Genomic DNA, 17,749 nt, shown 5'->3' with positions numbered 1-17,749 from the left:
TCGCCCACGCTCTCGCCAACGATCCGGCCCGAAGGGCCCACGTCTCCCGCAGGATCCTCGACCGCGTCCCAGTCCTGTTCGAGCACCATCCCAGCATCGACGCCTTCGACGAACTCTTCGCCGGCTGAACACCGCACATGCCGCCCTGGACTCCGCCCCGGCGGCGACGGTCTCCAATTTTTACTCAAAAGTGTTACACCCGTTGATGTAACTCCACCTTGCAAGATATTTGAAAGATGGACATAATCCCGGCCACCAACACCGGGCGGGTTATGGTTAAGGCGACCCGCGACGTCCAGCAACGACATGAAGAGGGTGGCACGACTATGACCGACACGATCGAACTGATCGCTCTCCCGCTCGAGCCCGGTGGCACCGTCATCATGAAGGGCGTCCCCATCCACATGCGGGAGGATGGCAAGATCATGGTGCCGAGGGATACTCCGACCTTGACCCGCGAGCAGCTGATCCTGGACGAGAATGAAGCCGACACGGCGACCAAGCGCATCTACTACACGCTCCAGTTGATGACCCTGAACGAGGCTTCCGCCTCGGCCTACCACGCCAAGCTGATCTCGCTGCTGGACGATCGTGCCGAGGCGACAGAGCTTCAACCCGTCCTGCGCAGCCTCGCGATCATCTCCGAATTAAGCCGCAAGGGCGACTACATGATGGCGCTGGATGTCTGCCGGCACCTGATCCAGTTCGACGACGCGCTGGTCCGCGAGTTTCCCGCCGCCTGACCTGGACCCACCGCCAGGGATCCAGGTTTCACCGGCAAGAGCATGTCTGAGCAGCATCCGGCGGCCAGCGATGGCAGGGCCGCCCTTACCGCCGAGCTTCTGTCGGGGGCCGGGCGGTGCCTGCTGTCCGGCAACCTCGTGATGGCGGGATGGCTCGCGGAGGAGATCCAGCGGGTCGATCCGGAGGATCCGCGGGCGCCGCACCTGCTCGGCTTGATCGCCGAGCGGGAAAGGCGGCTGTGCGACGCCTCGGCCCTGTTCCGCCAAGCGCTGGCCGCCGACCCACGTTTCTCCGACGCCTGGATCAGCCTGGCGGCTCTCCATCGATCGAGTGGCAACTGGCAAGCCGCGATGATGTGCTGCAGAAGCGCGCTGCTGATCGATCCAGCCGATCGTGACGGCTGGCACAACTTGGGCAACGCGCTGTACGACGGCGCCTGCGCCGCCGCTGCCACGGAAGCCTATCGGCGGGCCTTGCGGATCGATCCGCGTCATGACCCCTCCTGGCACAACCTCGGCGTGGCGCTCCATCTGGCGGGCCAAGACGACCAAGCCTTGGCGGCCTTGCGCCAAGCCCTCGCATGGCGGCCCGACAATCCCGCGACCCTCCACCAGATGGCGCTGGTCAGTCTGCGCGCAGGCGACCTGGACAATGCCTTCAAGGCGCTTGGCCGGCAGGTGCGTCTGGCGCTGGCGGAACTGGACAGTCACCTGACCCGCTCGCTGGCGCTCGCGCTGCGTGACGCCGGGCGGACGGCGGATGCCATTCCGATCACCGCCCTGGCGGTCGCCCATCGCCCGGACGACACCGACCTGCGGCACTGCCTGGGCATGCTGCACTCGGCCATCCAGGACACCGGCGAGGCGGAGGCGATCTTCCGTGAAGCCTTGCGCCGCGATCCCGCCGACCCCTTCGTGCTGAACTCGCTGGGTGTCCTGCTGAACGGCATCGGCGACCCCTTGGCCGCCGCGCGACTGCTGCGCCGCTCCCTGTCTCTGCAGCCTAACAACGCGGAGGTCCACAGCAATCTCCTGCTGGTCCTGCAGTACGACGGATCGCTGAGCCTAGCGGACTTGAATCGCGAGCACGCCGAATGGCAACGACGGCATGGCCCGGCGGCGCCAGCGCCGATCAAGACCGGGCGCGATGACAATCCCCGGAAACGGTTGCGGATCGGCTACGTATCCGCCGATTTCGGCCAGCATCCCGTCGGGTTCTTCCTGATCGGCGTGGTGCCGCGTCACGACCGGGAGCGGTTCGAAATCCACTGCTACTCGTCCCGGCGGCAGGACGACGCGATGACCGCGCGCTTCCGCCGCTCCGCCGACCATTGGCACGACGTCTCCACCCGCGATGGTCCGGAGCTCGCCGAAATGATCCGGGGCGACGGCATCGACATCCTGGTCGACCTGTCCGGCCACACCGCCAACAACAGGCTGCGAGCCTTCGCCCATCGGGCGGCGCCAGTCCAGGCGACCTGGGCCGGCTATGTCGGCACCACCGGCATCCAGGCGATGGACTACCTGATCTCCGACGAGCGCCAGACGCCGGCCGGCGTCGACCGGGATCATGTCGAGCGGATCCTCCGGCTGCCGGACTGCTATGTCTGCTACGAGCCCCCGGTCTACGCGCCGCCGGTCGGCCCGCTGCCGGCGCGGCGGGACGGCATCGTCACCTTCGGCTGCTTCAACAACCTCGCCAAGATCGACGAGGCCACCGTCGCGCTGTGGAGCACGCTGCTGCGCGGCCGGGCCGACCGGCGGCTGCGCCTCCAGACCTTCGCGCTCGACTTGCCGCGCGTGCGTGACGAAGTGGCCGACCGGTTCGCCGCCCATGGCATCGGACGCGACCAGCTCGACCTCCGGATGGGCGTCGGCCATCATCCGCAATTGCTCGACGCCTACAACTTGGTCGACATCGCCCTGGACCCCCTGGCCTATTCCGGCGGGCTGACGACGCTGGAGGCCTTGTGGATGGGCGTGCCGGTGATTACCCTGCCAGGTGATCGGTTTTGCACCCGCCATAGCCTGTCCCACCTGACCGCCGTCGGATTGCCCGGACTGGCCGCGGAGGACACCGCCGGCTATCTGGCCCGGGCGGAGGGACTGGCGGCGGACCTGGACCGGCTGGCGGATCTGCGCGCCCGGCTCCGCGACAGGCTCGCCCAGTCGCCGCTGTGCGACGCCGCCAACTTCACCCGAACGCTGGAGGCGGCGTTCCACCAGATGTGGCGCGACCATCGGCAGACCGCGGCGCGATCTCCCGACACGATTGATTAACCATTTCGACATAGTCTGGTCCCACCCGTCGCCGGCCCACCCTTCATCAGTGGATGGTGGACACCAACGGCGGCTTCGCCAGCGCGGAATGCACATGAAGATCCTGGTCACCGGAGCCGCCGGCTTCATCGCGGGCTATGTCGTCGCCGAACTGCTCAAGCATGGGCACCATGTCGTCGGCATCGACAACTTCAGCAAGTACGGCCCGGTCGCCAAGGCGCACGACACGCATCCCAATTACCGCTTCGTGTTCGGCGACTGCAAGGACACGCGGCTGATGACCGAACTGGCGGGCGATTGCGACCGGATCATCGCCGGCGCCGCCATGATCGGCGGCATCTCGTATTTCCACCAATACGCCTACGACCTGCTGGCCGAGAACGAGCGGATCACCGCGTCGACCTTCGACGCCGCCATCGCGGCGCGGCGGAGCGGCAGGCTATCCCGGATCGTGGCGCTCAGTTCCAGCATGGTGTTCGAAAGCGCCACCACCTTCCCGACCCCCGAGACCGAGATCACCCGCGCCCCGCCGCCCGCCAGCAGCTATGGCTTCCAAAAGCTGGCGGTGGAGTATTTCGCCAGGGCGGCGCATCAGCAGTACGGGCTGCCCTTCACCATCGTGCGGCCGTTCAACTGCGTCGGCCTGGGCGAGGGCAAGGCGTTGGGCGACGCCGAGGTGATGAGCGGCAACGTCAAGCTCAGCATGTCCCACGTGCTGCCGGACTTGGCGCAAAAGGTGCTGCGGGGCCAGGACCCGCTGCACATCCTGGGCGAGGGCGACCAAGTCAGGTGCTACACCCACGGCGCCGATCTGGCGCGCGGCATCCGCCTGTGCGCCGAACTGCCCGAGGCCGAGAACGACGACTTCAACCTGTCCACGGCCGAACCGACCACCGTGCTGGAACTCGCGGAACTGGTCTGGCGCGAAGTCCATGGCGACAAGCCGTTCCGCCACACCTGCGACGCGCCGTTCGAGTACGACGTGCGCCGGCGCGTGCCGGACACCGCGAAGGCCGAGCGCGTGCTGGGCTTCACCGCCACCGTGCCGCTCGCCGAGAGCGTCCGCGAGGTGGTCGGCTGGGTCCGCGCCGAACTGGCCGCGAACCGGCTTTAGATCGGACACGCCTTGAACACTCCGCCGCTTTCTGGCGAAACCTCCGCGGGAGCTCCGGCGATGGACTATCAGCACGACCGCACCATCTGCGTCATCGGCCTGGGCTATGTCGGGCTGACGCTCGCCATCATCATGGCCGAGGCCGGCTATACCGTGTGGGGCGTCGAGCTGAACCGCGACTTCACCGACAAGATCGTCACCGGCAAGGCGCATTTCCACGAACCCGGACTGGACGAGAGGCTGGCCATCCAGCTCCAGGCCGGCCAGTTCCACGTCAGCAACACGCTGCCCGACGACCCCGGCATCTCCCTCTACATCATCACGGTCGGGACGCCCTTGGGGCCCGACGGCAAGGTCCGACTCGACATGGTCCGCCGGGTGACCCGCGAGATCGCCGCCCAGTTGAAGGACGGCGACGCCGTCGTGCTGCGGTCGACCGTCAAGATCGGCACGACGCGCGACATCGTGCTACCGATCTTGGCCGAGACCGGACGCGATTTCGATATCGGCTTCTGCCCCGAGCGCACGCTGGAAGGCCGCGCGCTGTACGAGTTGACCCACCTGCCGCAGATCATCGGATCGACCTCCGCGCGCGGCTCGATCCGCCTTGCGCAAGTCTTCAACGCGATCACGCCGACGGTCATCCGGGTCCGCGATCCGGAAACCGCCGAGATGATCAAGCTGATCGACAACACCAGCCGCGATGTCGGTTTCGCCTTCGCCAACGAGGTGGCGCGCCTCTGCGGCGCGGTCGGCATTTCGGCCAGCGAGGTCATAACCTTCGGCAAGCTCGGCTACGCGCGGACCCAACTGCCGATGCCGGGCCCGGTCGGCGGTCCCTGCCTCAGCAAGGATTCGCACATCCTGGTCGAGAGCATGATGGATCGCGGTGTCATGCCCGAGATCGCGGCGGCGGCGCGCAACATCAACGAACGGTTGATGATCGAGGTGGCGGAGTACTTGGCGGGCCAGGTGCTGCCCTGGTATCCGTCCGGAGCCGTCAAGATCTCGATGATGGGATTGGCGTTCAAGGGCCAGCCGGAGACCAACGACCTGCGCGGCAGCACCGTCATTCCCCTGCTGGCGGAACTGCGCAAACTGCTGCCGCGGGCGACCTTCCGCGGCTATGACCCAATCGTCTCGGCCCAGGATCAGGTCGCCCTGGGCCTCACCCCGATGGGAGATCTCGCCGAAGCCTTCGATGGCGCCCATCTCGTGATCGTCCACAACAACCACCCCATCTTCCAGGGCATGCCGCTGTCACGGCTGGCGCGGGGCTTGGCCCGTCCGGCGATCGTCTATGATTTCTGGAACAGCTTCAGCCCGGAAAGGCTGAGCCTGGAGGATGGTGTCCGTTATGTGGCGCTTGGCAGCCACCCCATGCGGTCCGACTTGCCGGTGCTTGGCCAACCCCCCGTGCTCGGCCAAGCCGAGGTCATGACGGCCATGCTGGCGTAATGGGCGCTGAAACCGATCCGAAGCCCGCGTGGGGCTCCAGATCGGGAGAAGGTGGCGTCAGGCCGAAATCGAGTTCAAGACCGGCGCACCGCCACCGAAGGCCGAACCCGCCAGACCCGCGCCGAAGGAAGCGGAGCGCGGGGAGGATGCCGCAGCCACCGGTTGTGATGCCGCTTGCGACGGAACTCCCGCGCCGGCTCCCCCACTGTCCCGTCCACCGGATTGCCCTGTCGGCGGAGGAGCCGTCCGCCCGCCATCGCGGGCACTGGCCCCACCGTCGATCCGGGTCACCGAGGCACCAGACCGCCCCGCGGCGTCACCGCCGGCGGCGTCCGCCTGTCGACCCGACTTCAACGCGTCGGCTTGCTCCTGCTCCTTCGACCGCTCGGCGATGGCCTTGTTCCGATAGGCCTCTAGCTGCCTCTCGGATGGATACTGGACCAACACCTTGCCGTCGGATCCGTCGCGGTACTGGAGGACGGTGCGTTGCGTCTCGCTGTCGAGGCGCACGACCGGGCTGTAATAGCGGGATGGTTCCGACGAGGCACCGGCGGTCGGATCGGCATCCTGCTGAGCCGTCCGCGGAACAGCCTGCTGGCTCGCCGCGCGTGTCGCGGTCGATGCCTGCACTGTGTTTCCGATGGCGTCCATCATAGCTGACCCAATACTGGTGATCCATACACATGGTCCCGACTCTCGCGATAGGAGTCAAGACATTCTTAACCTGCGGAGGAAAAGTGATCGGGACGTTATACCGTTTCTTAACGCCTACCCCGCAAAGAGTGGCGAACTTGGTTAATTTCCCGACCTCATCACAATCGACCAGGCCCGAATCCCGCTCCATCGAGGTATTATACCTCTTTGGAGCCATAAGATTTCCGGGAGTTAGCAGTTTTTTAAATTGCCACACGGATACTGACGCCCGCTGCCGACGGATGAGTAAGGATTCGCGAGGTAACCTGTCGCATGACAGCTCATAACGAAGACCCGATGATGGACAGTGTCGTTGACCTGGCGTCACGGGTGATGACGGAGGCAGATCTTCCGCCACCCGACACGAAGCGTTGGGTGATGCGGCGCAAGGCGGAAGTGGTTGCCGGCGTTCGCTGTGGTTTGATCAGTCTCGAGGAGGCCTGTCGTCGGTACACCCTGTCGGTGGAGGAGTTCCTCTCCTGGCAAAGACTGATCGACAGTCATGGCGTGCGCGGACTGCGCGCGACCCGTTTGCAGGACTACCGCCAGGGCGAGAAAGTGACCTTGGCCGAATGACGCCCCACGCCCCGACGCCCGCTGGGATCCGCGATCCCGGCATCGCGGATCGGTGTCGACCCTATCGCCATCGCTGAAACCAGCGCCGACAATAAACCGTCGTCAGAACCGACCGCGCGAGGCTCCGGCGACATGAGACACGCCGCGGCCTCGGCGCGTCGCCGATTTGGTCGGCATTGGAGGGTTGGAGAGGTCCGGGCGGCCCATGACGGGGCCACCGTCCACTAGGCAGAATTTGCCCAGCGGACGCCGAAGACGGACTTTCTTAACCATCCATAAACGGAAATATCGTTACATTTCAGGTGAATGACGGCCTCGACCGGCGGCTGCGTCCGCGGTCCGCCGGACCACTCCGCCAGAATACTCCGCTTGAAAGCCGCCAAGGGCAGCCCGCTTGAACACCTTCCTCCAGACCCTGCGCAATCTCGGCCCGGTGCGGCTGGCCGCCATGGGCGTCGTGGCGCTGGGGTTGATCGGCTTCTTCGTCTACCTGATGACGCGCCTGTCCACCCCGGACATGGCGCTGCTCTACGGCGATCTCGATCCCAAGGATGGCGGCGCCATCGTCCGCCAGCTCGAGGAGCAGAAGGTTCCCCATCAGGTCAACCCCGAGGGAACCCGCATCATGGTGCCGGCCGATCAGGTCGGACGCCTCCGGATGGTCATGGCGCAGGCGGGCCTTCCCGCCGGCGGGTCGATCGGCTACGAGATCTACGACAAGCCGGAAGGCTTCGGGACCACCAGCTTCGTCCAGGGCGTCAACCACCTCCGCGCGACGGAGGGCGAGCTTGCCCGCACGGTGGGAACCCTGGCGGCGGTCCAGCAGGCGCGCGTCCATCTGGTGTTGCCCAAGCGCGAGATGTTCAGCCGCAGCCAGCAGGCCGCGACCGCCAGCGTCTTCCTCAAGCTGCGGGCCGGCCAGAGCCTGAAGCGCGAGCAGATCGTCGCGATCCAGCATTTGATAGCGGCGGCCGTTCCCCAGTTGGAACCCAACCAGATCTCGATCATCGACGACCGCGGCAACCTGCTCGCCCGCGGCATGGGTGCCGGCGGCGAGCAGCTTCTCCAGGCGAACGCCGACGAGAAGAAGCAGGCCTACGAGCAGCGCACCACCCGGGTGATCGAGGACCTGCTGTCGCGCTCGCTGGGTTTCGGCAAGGTGCGCGCCGAGGTCACGGCCGACCTGGATTTCGACCGGATCACCACGAGTTCCGAGATCTTCGATCCGGAAAGCCAGGTCATCCGCTCGACCCAGACGGTCGAGGACAACAATGAATCGACCGACCGCGACGCCGCCGACCCGGTGACGGTCGCCAACAACCTGCCGACCGCCGGCGCCAACGGCGCGGACGCCTCCGCGACCAGCCGCACCAAGGGCGCCCGGACCGAGGAAACGGTCAACTACGAGATCAGCAAGACGGTCAAGAGCCACGTCCGGGAGTCCGGGCAGGTTCGCCGCCTGTCGGTCGCGGTGCTGGTCGACGGCGTCTACACGCCGGTCCCGGACGGCCCCCCGACCTACGCGGCGCGCCCGAAGGAGGAGATGGCCCAGATCGAGGCGCTCGTGCGCTCCGCGATCGGGTTCGACGCCGTCCGGGGCGACACGGTCGAGGTGATCAACATGCGCTTCGCCACGCCGGACGCCGAATTCGCCGACGCCGGCGCCACCTTCCTGGGCATGGCCAAGGAGGACCTGTTCCGGATCGCCGAGATGCTGGTGCTCGCGATCGTGGCGATCCTGGTGATCCTGCTGGTTGTCCGGCCGCTGATGGCGAAGGCCTTCGAGCGGAGCGGCGGCGCCGACGAGGAGGAGGAGGCGGACCGCCTGCTGGCCGACCATTCGGCTGGGCAGGCCCAGCTGACGGGTCCGGGCGCCCTGGCGCAGGACCTGGCACTGGAGGACGCCCAGGCCAGCGAGGAGCTGGAGCAGATGATCGACATCAACCGCGTGGAGGGGCGCGTCCGCGCCTCGTCCATGCGCAAGGTCGGCGAGATCGTCGACAAGCATCCGGAAGAGGCGGTTTCGATCATTCGAAGCTGGCTCTACCAGGAAACCTGATCCGGGCAAGGGGGATTTGAACCGTGGCAGCGCTGCGCATCCGTGAAGACTACCGCACCCTGACCGGTCCGGAGAAGGCCGCCATCATGATGCTGGCATTGGGGGAGGAGCACGCCACCAAGCTCTTCACCCACATGGACGACGAGGAGATCCGCGAGCTGTCGCAGACCATGGCCAATCTCGGCACCGTCAGCTCCACCATCATCGAGCGGCTGTTCGTCGAGTTCGCCGAGCAGATCTCCTCCACCGGTTCGTTGGTCGGCACCTACGAGAGCACCGAGCGGTTGCTGCTGAAGGTGCTGGACAACGAAAAAGTCAACCAGATCATGGAGGATATCCGTGGTCCGGCTGGCCGGACGATGTGGGACAAGCTGGCCAACGTCAACGAGACGGTGCTGGCCAACTACCTCAAGAACGAATACCCGCAGACCGTCGCCGTCGTGCTGTCCAAAATCAAGGGCGAGCACGCCGCCCGCGTCCTGGCCCAGCTTCCCGAGAGCTTCGCGATGGAGGTGGTGATGCGCATGCTGCGCATGGAATCGGTCCAGAAGGAGGTGCTGGACGACGTCGAGCGCACGCTGCGCACCGAGTTCATGTCCAACCTCGCGCGCACCAGCCGGCGCGACGCCCACGAGATGATGGCCGAGATCTTCAACAACCTGGACCGCAACACCGAGAACCGCTTCCTGGCGGCGCTGGAGGAGCGCAACCGCGACAGCGCCGAGCGCATCAAGGCGCTGATGTTCACCTTCGAGGATCTGTCGAAGCTGGACCCGTCGGGCGTCCAGACGCTGTTGCGCGTGGTCGACAAGCCCAAGCTGGGCTTGGCGCTCAAGGGTTCGTCGGAGACGCTGCGAGACCTGTTCTTCACCAACATGTCGGAACGCGCCGCCAAGATCATGCGCGAGGACATGGCCGCGATGGGGCCGGTCCGGCTGCGCGACGTCGACGAGGCGCAGATGTACATGGTCCAGGTCGCCAAGGACCTCGCGGCGCGCGGCGAGATCGTGATGGCCGAGGGCAAGGGCGAGGACGAGTTGATCTATTAGGCCCCGTTGGAAAATAGGCTCAGTTGAAAAACCGGCGATCGGAACCCGATCATGTCATCCACCCGCAAATTCCTGTTCGACACCGAGTTCGATGTCGACGTGGCGCGCCGGCGCGAGGAGCGCTTGGCCGCCGAATCCACGCTGGCCAAGTCCGCGCCGACTCCGCCGGAACCGGAGGAGCCCGCGGCACCGCCGGAACCGGTGTTCAAGTCGGCCGACCTGCTCCAGGCGCACGAGGATGGCTACGCCGACGGTTTCGCCAATGGCAAGATCCAGGCGGAGACGGCGGCGAACGCCAAGATCCTGTCGACGCTGGACCGGTTGGCCGACCAGTTGGAATACATCGTGATGAGCGCCGCCGAGAGCGCCGCGCGGCAGCGCGAGGGCGTGATCGAGATCGGCGCCGCGATCGCGCGCAAGCTGCTGCCCGATTTCACCCGTCGGCAGGGCACCGCCGAGATCGAGGCGATGATAGGGGCCTGCGTCGGCGACCTGATCGACGAGCCCCGGCTGGTCATCCGGGTGGCCGACGGCGACCTGGACGCGGTTTCGGAGCGGATCAACGCCATCACCACGCGGCGGGGGTTCGGCGGCAAGGTCGTGCTGCTGGCCGATTCCACCGTTATGGCGGGCGACTGCAGGATCGAGTGGGCGGATGGCGGGGCCGAGCGGGACAGCGACCGCCTGTGGCGCGACCTGGATCAGGCGGCGGCCCGGCTGCTCGGTCCCCAGGCCGATCGGACGGAGGCGGCCCATCCGGTCCCGGGCCATCCCACCAATCCTCACACCGTCCCGCCGCATCCAGCCCAACCACACTCCACCCAAGCCTATTCCGCCCAGGCCCATTCAACAGTGATCGACAGCTAGGAGATACAAGATGGCCGGCAAGGACAGCTTTTCCCTCGACGAACTCGACGGCTCCCGCGATGTCGCCGAATTCGACAGCCACGCCGCCAAGGATCTCGAGGCGATCTACGACATTCCGGTCCAGATCTCGGCGGTGCTCGGCAAGGCGACCATGCAGGTCAGCCAGCTCCTCAAGCTCGGCCGCGGCGCGGTCGTGGAGTTGGACCGCAAGGTCGGCGAGGCGATCGACATCTATGTCAACAACCGTCTGGTGGCGCGTGGCGAAGTGGTGGTCGTGGAAGACCGGCTGGGCGTCACCATGACCGAAATCATCAAGTCAGACCGGTCCTGAGAGCTTTGATCCCCAAGGCATCGATCCTCAGAACCTCGACCGGCATGGTATCCAAGGGACATTCGTCATGCGACTGTTGATCGTCGGCACGCTGGAGGGCTACATCACCGCCGCGGGCAAGATCGCCCACGACAGGGGTGCCAAGGTCGCCTACACGGACGGCATCGACAAGGCGATGGTCTCGCTGCGGGGTGGCCAGGGCGCCGACCTGGTCATGATCGACGTCAAGTTCGACGTGGCGAAACTGGTCCAGGCGCTCAAGCTGGAACGCATCACCGTGCCGGTGATCGCCTGCGGCATCGGCACCGACGCGCAAGCCGCCGTCCGCGCGATCCGGGCCGGCGCCCAGGAATACATCCCGCTGCCGCCGGACGCCGAGCTGATCGCGGCGGTGCTGGAGGCCGTGGTCCAGGAAAGCCACGCGATCGTCAGCCGGGACCCGGCGATGGGCTCGGTGCTGCGCATGGCCGACCAGATCGCGCCCAGCGACGCGTCGGTCCTGATCACCGGCGAGAACGGCACCGGCAAGGAGCTGATGGCCCGCTATATCCATCGCAAGAGCCGGAGGTCCGACAAGGTCTTCGTCGCGGTCAACTGCGCCGCCATCCCCGAGAACCTGCTGGAAAGCGAGCTGTTCGGGCACGAGAAGGGCGCCTTCACCGGCGCCCTGGCGCGGCGCGTCGGCAAGTTCGAGGAGGCGAACGGCGGCACGCTGTTGTTGGACGAGATCAGCGAAATGGATATCCGCCTTCAGGCCAAGCTGTTGCGCGCGATCCAGGAGCGCGAGATCGACCGGGTCGGCGGCAGCCATCCGGTCAAGGTCGACATCCGCGTCCTGGCGACCTCGAACCGCCGCCTGGAGGACGAGGCCCGCGCCGGCCGTTTCCGCGAGGACCTTTACTTCCGCCTCAACGTGGTGGGCCTCCGTCTGCCACCGCTGCGCGACCGGCCCGCCGACATCGTGGCGCTGGCCGCCCACTTCGCCAAGAAATACGCCGAGCAGAACGGCATGCCGGAAAAGCAGCCGACCCCGGCGGCGCTCGACCTCCTGAAGGCTCACCACTGGCGCGGCAACGTCCGGGAGCTGGAGAACACGATGCACCGAGCGGTTCTGCTGTCCCGCGGCCCCAATATCGACACCGACGTGATCCTGCTGTCGGACGCCGCCCCCCCTCCCGAACATGCAGCCGCCCCCGCGCCCCCCGTGGCGGAGGTGCCTCCGGCGGCCCTCATGGCGGCCCGCGCCGCCGCTGGCTACGCCGCCTATGGCGGCGGCCGGATCATGGCGCCCCCTCCGGTAAGTCCGCCGCCCGCCGCCTCCGGCCTGCCGGGCAACCTGACCGGGCTGGTCGGCCGGACGGTCGCCGACGTCGAGCGCGACCTGATCATCGACACGCTGCATCACTGCTTCGGCAACCGCACCCACGCGGCGACGATCCTGGGCATCTCGATCCGGACGCTCCGCAACAAGCTGAAGCAATATGGCGAGGAGGGTGTCGCCGTTCCCCCGCCCGGCGACATGGAAAGAGCGGCGCTGTGAACCCGGTTCCCAACGATAAGGCGTCGCCATGACCGACCAGACCACCGGCGGCGGCTTCAAGGCGGGCGAGCTGTTCCACACCGCCAGGACGATGCTGGTCCGCGGCGACATAGCGCTGGCCGTCGGGCTGGTCATGATCCTGGTCGTCATGATCCTGCCGATGCCGTCGTTCCTGCTGGACGTGCTGCTGGCGCTGTCGATGACGATGTCGGTGCTGATCCTGATGACGGTGCTGTTCATCCAGAAACCGCTGGAGATCAGCTCTTTTCCGACCATCCTACTGATCACGACGCTGCTGCGCCTGTCGCTCAACCTCGCCTCGACCCGCCTGATCCTGGCGCATGGCCACGAGGGACCGGACGCGGCGGGCGCCGTGATCGAAGCCTTCGCCGGCTTCGTCATGGGTGGCAACTTCGTCATCGGCGTGATCGTCTTCGCCATCCTGACGATCGTCAACTTCGTCGTCATCACCAAGGGTTCCGGCCGCATCGCCGAGGTCGCGGCGCGCTTCACCCTGGACGCCATGCCCGGCAAGCAGATGGCGATCGACGCCGACCTGTCGGCCGGCATGATCGACGAACCCGAGGCCCGCAAGCGGCGCAAGGAACTGGAGGACGAGAGCGCGTTCTTCGGCTCGATGGACGGCGCCTCCAAGTTCGTGCGCGGCGACGCCACCGCCGGCCTGATGATCACCTTCATCAACGTGATCGCCGGCATGGTCATCGGCATCGCCCAGAACGACCTGCCCTTCATGGTGGCGGCCGACACCTACACCCGCCTGACCATCGGCGACGGCCTGGTGTCCCAGATCCCGGCGCTGATCATCTCGGTCGCCGCCGGTCTGCTGGTGTCGAAGGCGGGCGTCACCGGTTCGGCCGACAAGGCGCTGTTCGGACAGCTCAGCGGCTATCCGATGGCGCTCGGGTTGTCGTCAGCCATGCTGCTGGCTCTCGGCATGCTGCCCGGCATGCCTTTCGTCCCCTTCATCGTGCTGGCCGGAGCCACCGGCGCCGCCGCGTACTACCTGCCGCGGATGCGGGAGAAGGCATCCAAGGCGCTGGCCGAGGAGGCGATGGTGGATCTGGCGCCGGCTCCGATCGCCGACGAGCCGATCTCGACCGCGCTGTCCATCGACTCGGTCCGCCTGGAGCTGGGCTACGCCCTGCTGACCTTGATCAACACGGCGAACGAGGGCTTCCGCCTGACCGACCAGATCAAGGGTCTGCGCCGCCAGTTGGCCGCCGAGGTCGGCTTCGTGCTGCCCTCCGTCCGGATCCAGGACAATCTGCAACTTCCACCCAACACCTATGTGGTGCGGGTCAAGGAGATCGAGTCCGGCCGCGGCGACATCCGGCCGAACATGCTGCTGGTGATGGATCCGCGCGGCGAGGCGATCTCCCTGCCCGGCGAGGCGACCGTCGAGCCGACCTTCGGCCTGCCGGCGATGTGGATCGAGCAGAACTACCGCGAGGAGGCGCTTTTCAAGGGCCTTACCGTGGTGGACGCCTGCACCGTGATCACCACGCACCTGACCGAGGTGATCAAGGACAACATGCCCGACCTGCTGTCCTACGCCGAGACCCAGAAGCTGCTGGACGAGCTTGGACGCGAGAGCCAGAAGCTGGTGGCGGATGTCATCCCGGCGCAGATCACCATGGGCGGCTTGCAGCGCGTGCTCCAGAACCTTCTGGGCGAGCGGGTCTCGATCCGCGACCTGCCGACCATCCTGGAAGGCGTCTCGGAGGCCTGCGGCTTCACCCGCAACATCACCGCCATCACCGAGCACGTCCGGACCCGGCTGGCGCGGCAGATCTCGGAATCGAACAGCAACGAGGCCGGCTTGATTCCGCTGATCACGCTATCGCCGGAATGGGAGCAGTCCTTCGCGGAATCGATCGTCGGCGACGGCGATGACAGACAACTTTCCATGGCACCGTCGCGCCTTCAGCAATTCATCACCAATGTGCGTCAGACTTTCGAACGTCACGCCATGATGGGCGAGACACCGGTGCTGCTGACCAGCCCCGGCGTCCGGCCTTATGTGCGATCGATCATCGAGAGATTCCGGCCGGCGACCACCGTCATGTCGCAGAACGAGATCCACCCCAAGGCGAAGATCCGAACCCTGGGGCAGATCTGATGCGGTCCAATGACGTGGGCGACCGACAAGGCCGTGGGCCGGCAATGAAAGGTGACCTTAGGTGCGGCTGAAGAGCTTTCATGCTCCGACCATGGTGGAGGCGATGCGGCTCGTCCGCGACGCGTTGGGCGATGACGCGATCATCGTCGCGACGCGCGAGGAGGAGGGTGGCGTCCGGCTGACCGCCGCGATCGACGACGCGGAGCCGCCACCGCCACCGCCGCCGCCGCCATCGAGTCACGAGCGGGACCAGGAAGACTCCGGCTACGGCCAGGGGGAACATGGCGGCCGCAACGGTGCCGGGGGGAATTCCGGTCGCGGCTGGCGCCGCGAGCCGGAGATCGACATCGTCGACCTGATCTCCGACGCGCTGACCCGCCATGGGACGCCGCCGGGCATCTGCGACCGCCTGCTCAACACCATCTCGACCTACGACACCGGCGACCCGGTGGAGGCGCTGAGCGCCGCCTTGGACAGCATCTTCACCTTCCAGCCCCTGCCCCAGGGTCGGGCGCCCCGCCCTTTCATGCTGATCGGTCCGCCCGGTGCCGGCAAGACGCTGACGGTCGCCAAGCTGGCGGCGCGGGCGACACTGGGCGGCCGCAAGGTCGGCGTCATCACCACCGACACGGTGCGCGCCGGCGGCGTCGATCAACTGGCGGCCTTCACCAAGCTGCTCAAGCTGAAACTGCTGGCGGTCGAGGACACCGATGCGTTGGCCGACGCCCTCGGCGTGCAGCGCGGCGTGGAACAGGTGCTGATCGACAGCGCCGGCCGCAACCCCTTCGACCCTGACGACATGAACGATTTGAGCGACCTGTTGAACGCCGCCGACCTGGAACCCGTATTGGTACTGCCTGCCGGGTGCGACGCGGCAGAAGCTGCCGAGGTAGGATCTGCCTTCCGGGAACTGGGAGCCCGACGCCTCCTGCTGACACGGCTCGACATGACGCGCCGCCTGGGCAGCCTGCTCGCCATAGCCTACGAGGCGCGGCTCAGCTTTTCCGACATCAGCGCCACTCCACAGGTTGTTGAGGGCCTTAGCGCTCTCAATCCAGGATCACTGGCACGGCTATTGCTTCCCTCCAGCGTCCAGCATGCGACACGATCAGCCAAGCAAACGGGAACCTTCTCATGACCGAAGTATCCTCGGTTTTCCCCGCCAACGTCACCCCGCTGCGTGGCCACAACGTCGTCGCCGTGGCGAGCGGGAAAGGGGGCGTTGGCAAGACATGGTTCTCCATCACCTTGGCCCACGCCTTGACCAAGCTGGGCCGGCGGGCCTTGCTGTTCGACGGTGACCTTGGCCTCGCCAACGTGGATATCCAGCTTGGCCTGATGCCCAAGCGCGACCTGGGCTTGGTGGTGGAGCGGCGGATGTCGCTCCAAACCGCCGCCGAGCGGTTCGAGGATGGTGGCTTCGACGTCATCGCGGGCCGCTCCGGTTCCGGCAACCTCGCCAACCTGACGGTCCAGCGCTTGAACGAGCTGCGCGCCGACCTGCTGGAGCTGGCCCGCAATTATGACGCCGTCGTGATCGACTTGGGCGCCGGCGTCGACCGCACGGTGCGCCAACTCTCCAGCCCGGCCGGCATCACCCTGGTGGTGACGACCGACGAGCCGACCTCGCTGACCGACGCCTACGCCTTCATCAAGGTCACCCACGCGGCCAACCCGAACGCCGACCTGAGGGTGGTGGTCAACATGGCGACCAACATCCGCGAGGGCGAGCGCACCTACATGACGATCCTCAAGGCCTGCCAAAACTTCCTGAAGTTCGCGCCGCCGCTGGCCGGCATCATCCGCCGCGACCAGAAGGTCCGCGACGCGATCCGCAACCAGGTGCCGCTGCTGATGCGCTCGCCCAGTTCGGACGCCGCGTCCGATGTCCGCACCCTGGCATCCAAGCTGTTCAGCGGATCATGACCGGACCGGTGCCACCCGCGGCGGCCGCCGTTCCGGCCGGCGCCACGGGGACCGGCGCCGGAACCGTGACGACATCGGCGACCGCGGCGGCGGCTCCCCAGCCGGCGGGCGAGGCGTCGCTGGAGGCCCTGCCGGACAAGCTGAAGACCCTGGCGCGCGCCATCGTGCTGTCCGGCACCGTCGTCGGGCAATCGACCGATGGCACCGTCAAGGTGCGGACGCAGGCGGGCGACGTGAGCTTGAGGATGCCCAGCCCTCCCGCTGTCGACCGGCCGGTCTCGCTCCAGATCCCCGCCGGCAATCCTCCCATGAAAACGCTGGTCTTCATGCTCGGACCGCCTGTGGCGTCCCCGGGTCCGCCGCAACCAGTCCCGGTCGGAACCAATCCGCCGCCGCAAGCGCCGCCCGCGGCGCCCCCCGCCGCCGCGACAGGCCCCAACCAGCCGCCGTCCACCAACACGGCGGCGCAGGTCCCAGCGCCGGCCGCACCCGGTCCGGCTCCAGCCGCCGCACCCGTCGCGCCGATCAAGGTGGGGATGGTGATCCCGGCGACAGTCTTCTCGATCAGTCTTCCAGCGCCGCCAACGCCAGCGATATCCCCGCCAGCGCCGCCAACGCCGCTGGGCGCGGCGGCTCCCGCTCCGCCTCCGGCGCCAGCCATCACACCGTCCGCCGCTCCGGCTCAGCCGCCAGCTTTGGTAACGGCTCCAATTCCGACGCCGGCTCCCGCGCCCTCGGCTGCCGGGATCCAGGCTCCCGCGCCCCGTCCGGCACCCGTACAAGCAGCCGCCGTGACGCCACCTCCGAGCCCTCCTCCAGCGGGCGCGGCATCGGTTCCGGCCGCTACGCCAGCCCCGGCACCACCCGCCCCACCCGCGCCGCCGATCCAGCGACACGCGGCTTCGCAACCGGCTCCGCCAGCCTCCACCGCACCGCTGGCCCCAACCTCGCCACCTGCCCCGCCACCTGCCCC

16 protein-coding genes are annotated in these 17,749 nt (G+C 67.1%); 13 read left to right on the top strand and 3 right to left on the bottom strand.

Annotated features, from left to right (window positions below; genetic code table 11):
- The first annotated feature begins 326 nt into the window (after window positions 1-326).
- The 4 genes from N825_RS34575 to N825_RS34560 all read left to right on the top strand — a co-directional run bounded on the left by N825_RS34575 (window position 327) and on the right by N825_RS34560 (window position 5,595).
- Complete coding sequence (locus N825_RS34575) at window positions 327-743, top strand: flagellar biosynthesis repressor FlbT (protein ID WP_037461755.1); 417 nt, start codon at window positions 327-329, stop codon at window positions 741-743.
- Between the two features lie 42 nt (window positions 744-785).
- Complete coding sequence (locus N825_RS34570) at window positions 786-3,023, top strand: tetratricopeptide repeat protein (RefSeq protein ID WP_051514146.1); 2,238 nt, start codon at window positions 786-788, stop codon at window positions 3,021-3,023.
- A 94-nt stretch (window positions 3,024-3,117) separates the two neighbouring features.
- Window positions 3,118-4,137 carry an NAD-dependent epimerase/dehydratase family protein gene (locus tag N825_RS34565; protein WP_037461764.1) on the top strand — a complete coding sequence of 340 codons (1,020 nt, stop codon included), beginning with the start codon at window positions 3,118-3,120 and terminating at the stop codon, window positions 4,135-4,137.
- A 60-nt stretch (window positions 4,138-4,197) separates the two neighbouring features.
- Complete coding sequence (locus N825_RS34560; protein ID WP_051514145.1) at window positions 4,198-5,595, top strand: nucleotide sugar dehydrogenase; 1,398 nt, start codon at window positions 4,198-4,200, stop codon at window positions 5,593-5,595.
- Between the two features lie 57 nt (window positions 5,596-5,652).
- On the opposite strand, the gene N825_RS34555 is transcribed toward N825_RS34560, so the two are convergent.
- Window positions 5,653-6,225, bottom strand: a complete 573-nt coding sequence (locus N825_RS34555; RefSeq protein ID WP_157619752.1) for a hypothetical protein — start codon at window positions 6,223-6,225, stop codon at window positions 5,653-5,655.
- Between the two features lie 336 nt (window positions 6,226-6,561).
- Between N825_RS34555 and sciP the strand changes: the two genes are divergently transcribed.
- The 9 genes from sciP to N825_RS34510 all read left to right on the top strand — a co-directional run bounded on the left by sciP (window position 6,562) and on the right by N825_RS34510 (window position 16,776).
- Window positions 6,562-6,864, top strand: a complete 303-nt coding sequence (gene sciP, locus N825_RS34550; protein ID WP_051514142.1) for a CtrA inhibitor SciP — start codon at window positions 6,562-6,564, stop codon at window positions 6,862-6,864.
- Between the two features lie 394 nt (window positions 6,865-7,258).
- On the top strand, window positions 7,259-8,923 hold the full coding sequence (gene fliF / locus N825_RS34545; RefSeq protein WP_037461746.1) for a flagellar basal-body MS-ring/collar protein FliF: 1,665 nt from the start codon (window positions 7,259-7,261) through the stop codon (window positions 8,921-8,923).
- Between the two features lie 23 nt (window positions 8,924-8,946).
- Complete coding sequence (fliG, locus tag N825_RS34540; RefSeq protein WP_037461744.1) at window positions 8,947-9,972, top strand: flagellar motor switch protein FliG; 1,026 nt, start codon at window positions 8,947-8,949, stop codon at window positions 9,970-9,972.
- Window positions 9,973-10,023: 51 nt separating this feature from the next.
- Complete coding sequence (locus N825_RS37385; RefSeq protein ID WP_051514139.1) at window positions 10,024-10,839, top strand: FliH/SctL family protein; 816 nt, start codon at window positions 10,024-10,026, stop codon at window positions 10,837-10,839.
- A gap of 10 nt (window positions 10,840-10,849) precedes the next feature.
- Window positions 10,850-11,170, top strand: coding sequence for a flagellar motor switch protein FliN (gene fliN / locus N825_RS34530; RefSeq protein ID WP_037461741.1), 321 nt, complete (start codon window positions 10,850-10,852; stop codon window positions 11,168-11,170).
- 67 nt (window positions 11,171-11,237) lie between these two features.
- The gene (locus tag N825_RS34525) at window positions 11,238-12,710 is read left to right on the top strand and encodes a sigma-54-dependent transcriptional regulator (protein WP_037461738.1); all 1,473 of its coding nucleotides are present in this window, start codon (window positions 11,238-11,240) and stop codon (window positions 12,708-12,710) included.
- Window positions 12,711-12,738: 28 nt separating this feature from the next.
- Entirely contained in the window at window positions 12,739-14,850 is a 2,112-nt protein-coding gene (flhA, locus tag N825_RS34520; protein WP_037461736.1) for a flagellar biosynthesis protein FlhA, read from the top strand.
- A gap of 61 nt (window positions 14,851-14,911) precedes the next feature.
- Complete coding sequence (locus tag N825_RS34515) at window positions 14,912-15,988, top strand: flagellar biosynthesis protein FlhF (protein ID WP_037461734.1); 1,077 nt, start codon at window positions 14,912-14,914, stop codon at window positions 15,986-15,988.
- Window positions 15,985-16,776, top strand: a complete 792-nt coding sequence (locus N825_RS34510; protein WP_037461732.1) for a MinD/ParA family protein — start codon at window positions 15,985-15,987, stop codon at window positions 16,774-16,776. Before N825_RS34515 ends, N825_RS34510 begins: the two co-directional genes overlap by 4 nt.
- Here N825_RS34510 and N825_RS34505 read toward each other — a convergent pair.
- Both N825_RS34505 and N825_RS39490 read right to left on the bottom strand, forming a co-directional pair.
- A complete protein-coding gene (locus tag N825_RS34505) occupies window positions 16,763-17,437 on the bottom strand; it encodes a hypothetical protein (RefSeq protein ID WP_037461729.1) in 675 nt (224 codons plus the stop codon). The genes N825_RS34510 and N825_RS34505 overlap by 14 nt on opposite strands.
- On the bottom strand, window positions 17,437-17,607 hold the full coding sequence (locus N825_RS39490) for a hypothetical protein (RefSeq protein WP_157619751.1): 171 nt from the start codon (window positions 17,605-17,607) through the stop codon (window positions 17,437-17,439). The genes N825_RS34505 and N825_RS39490 overlap by 1 nt, the downstream gene beginning before the upstream one ends.
- Between the last annotated feature and the right edge of the window lie 142 nt (window positions 17,608-17,749).

Source organism: Skermanella stibiiresistens SB22, from assembly GCF_000576635.1.
Classification (GTDB): domain Bacteria; phylum Pseudomonadota; class Alphaproteobacteria; order Azospirillales; family Azospirillaceae; genus Skermanella; species Skermanella stibiiresistens.
This window is presented reverse-complemented; position numbering and strand designations above follow the sequence as displayed.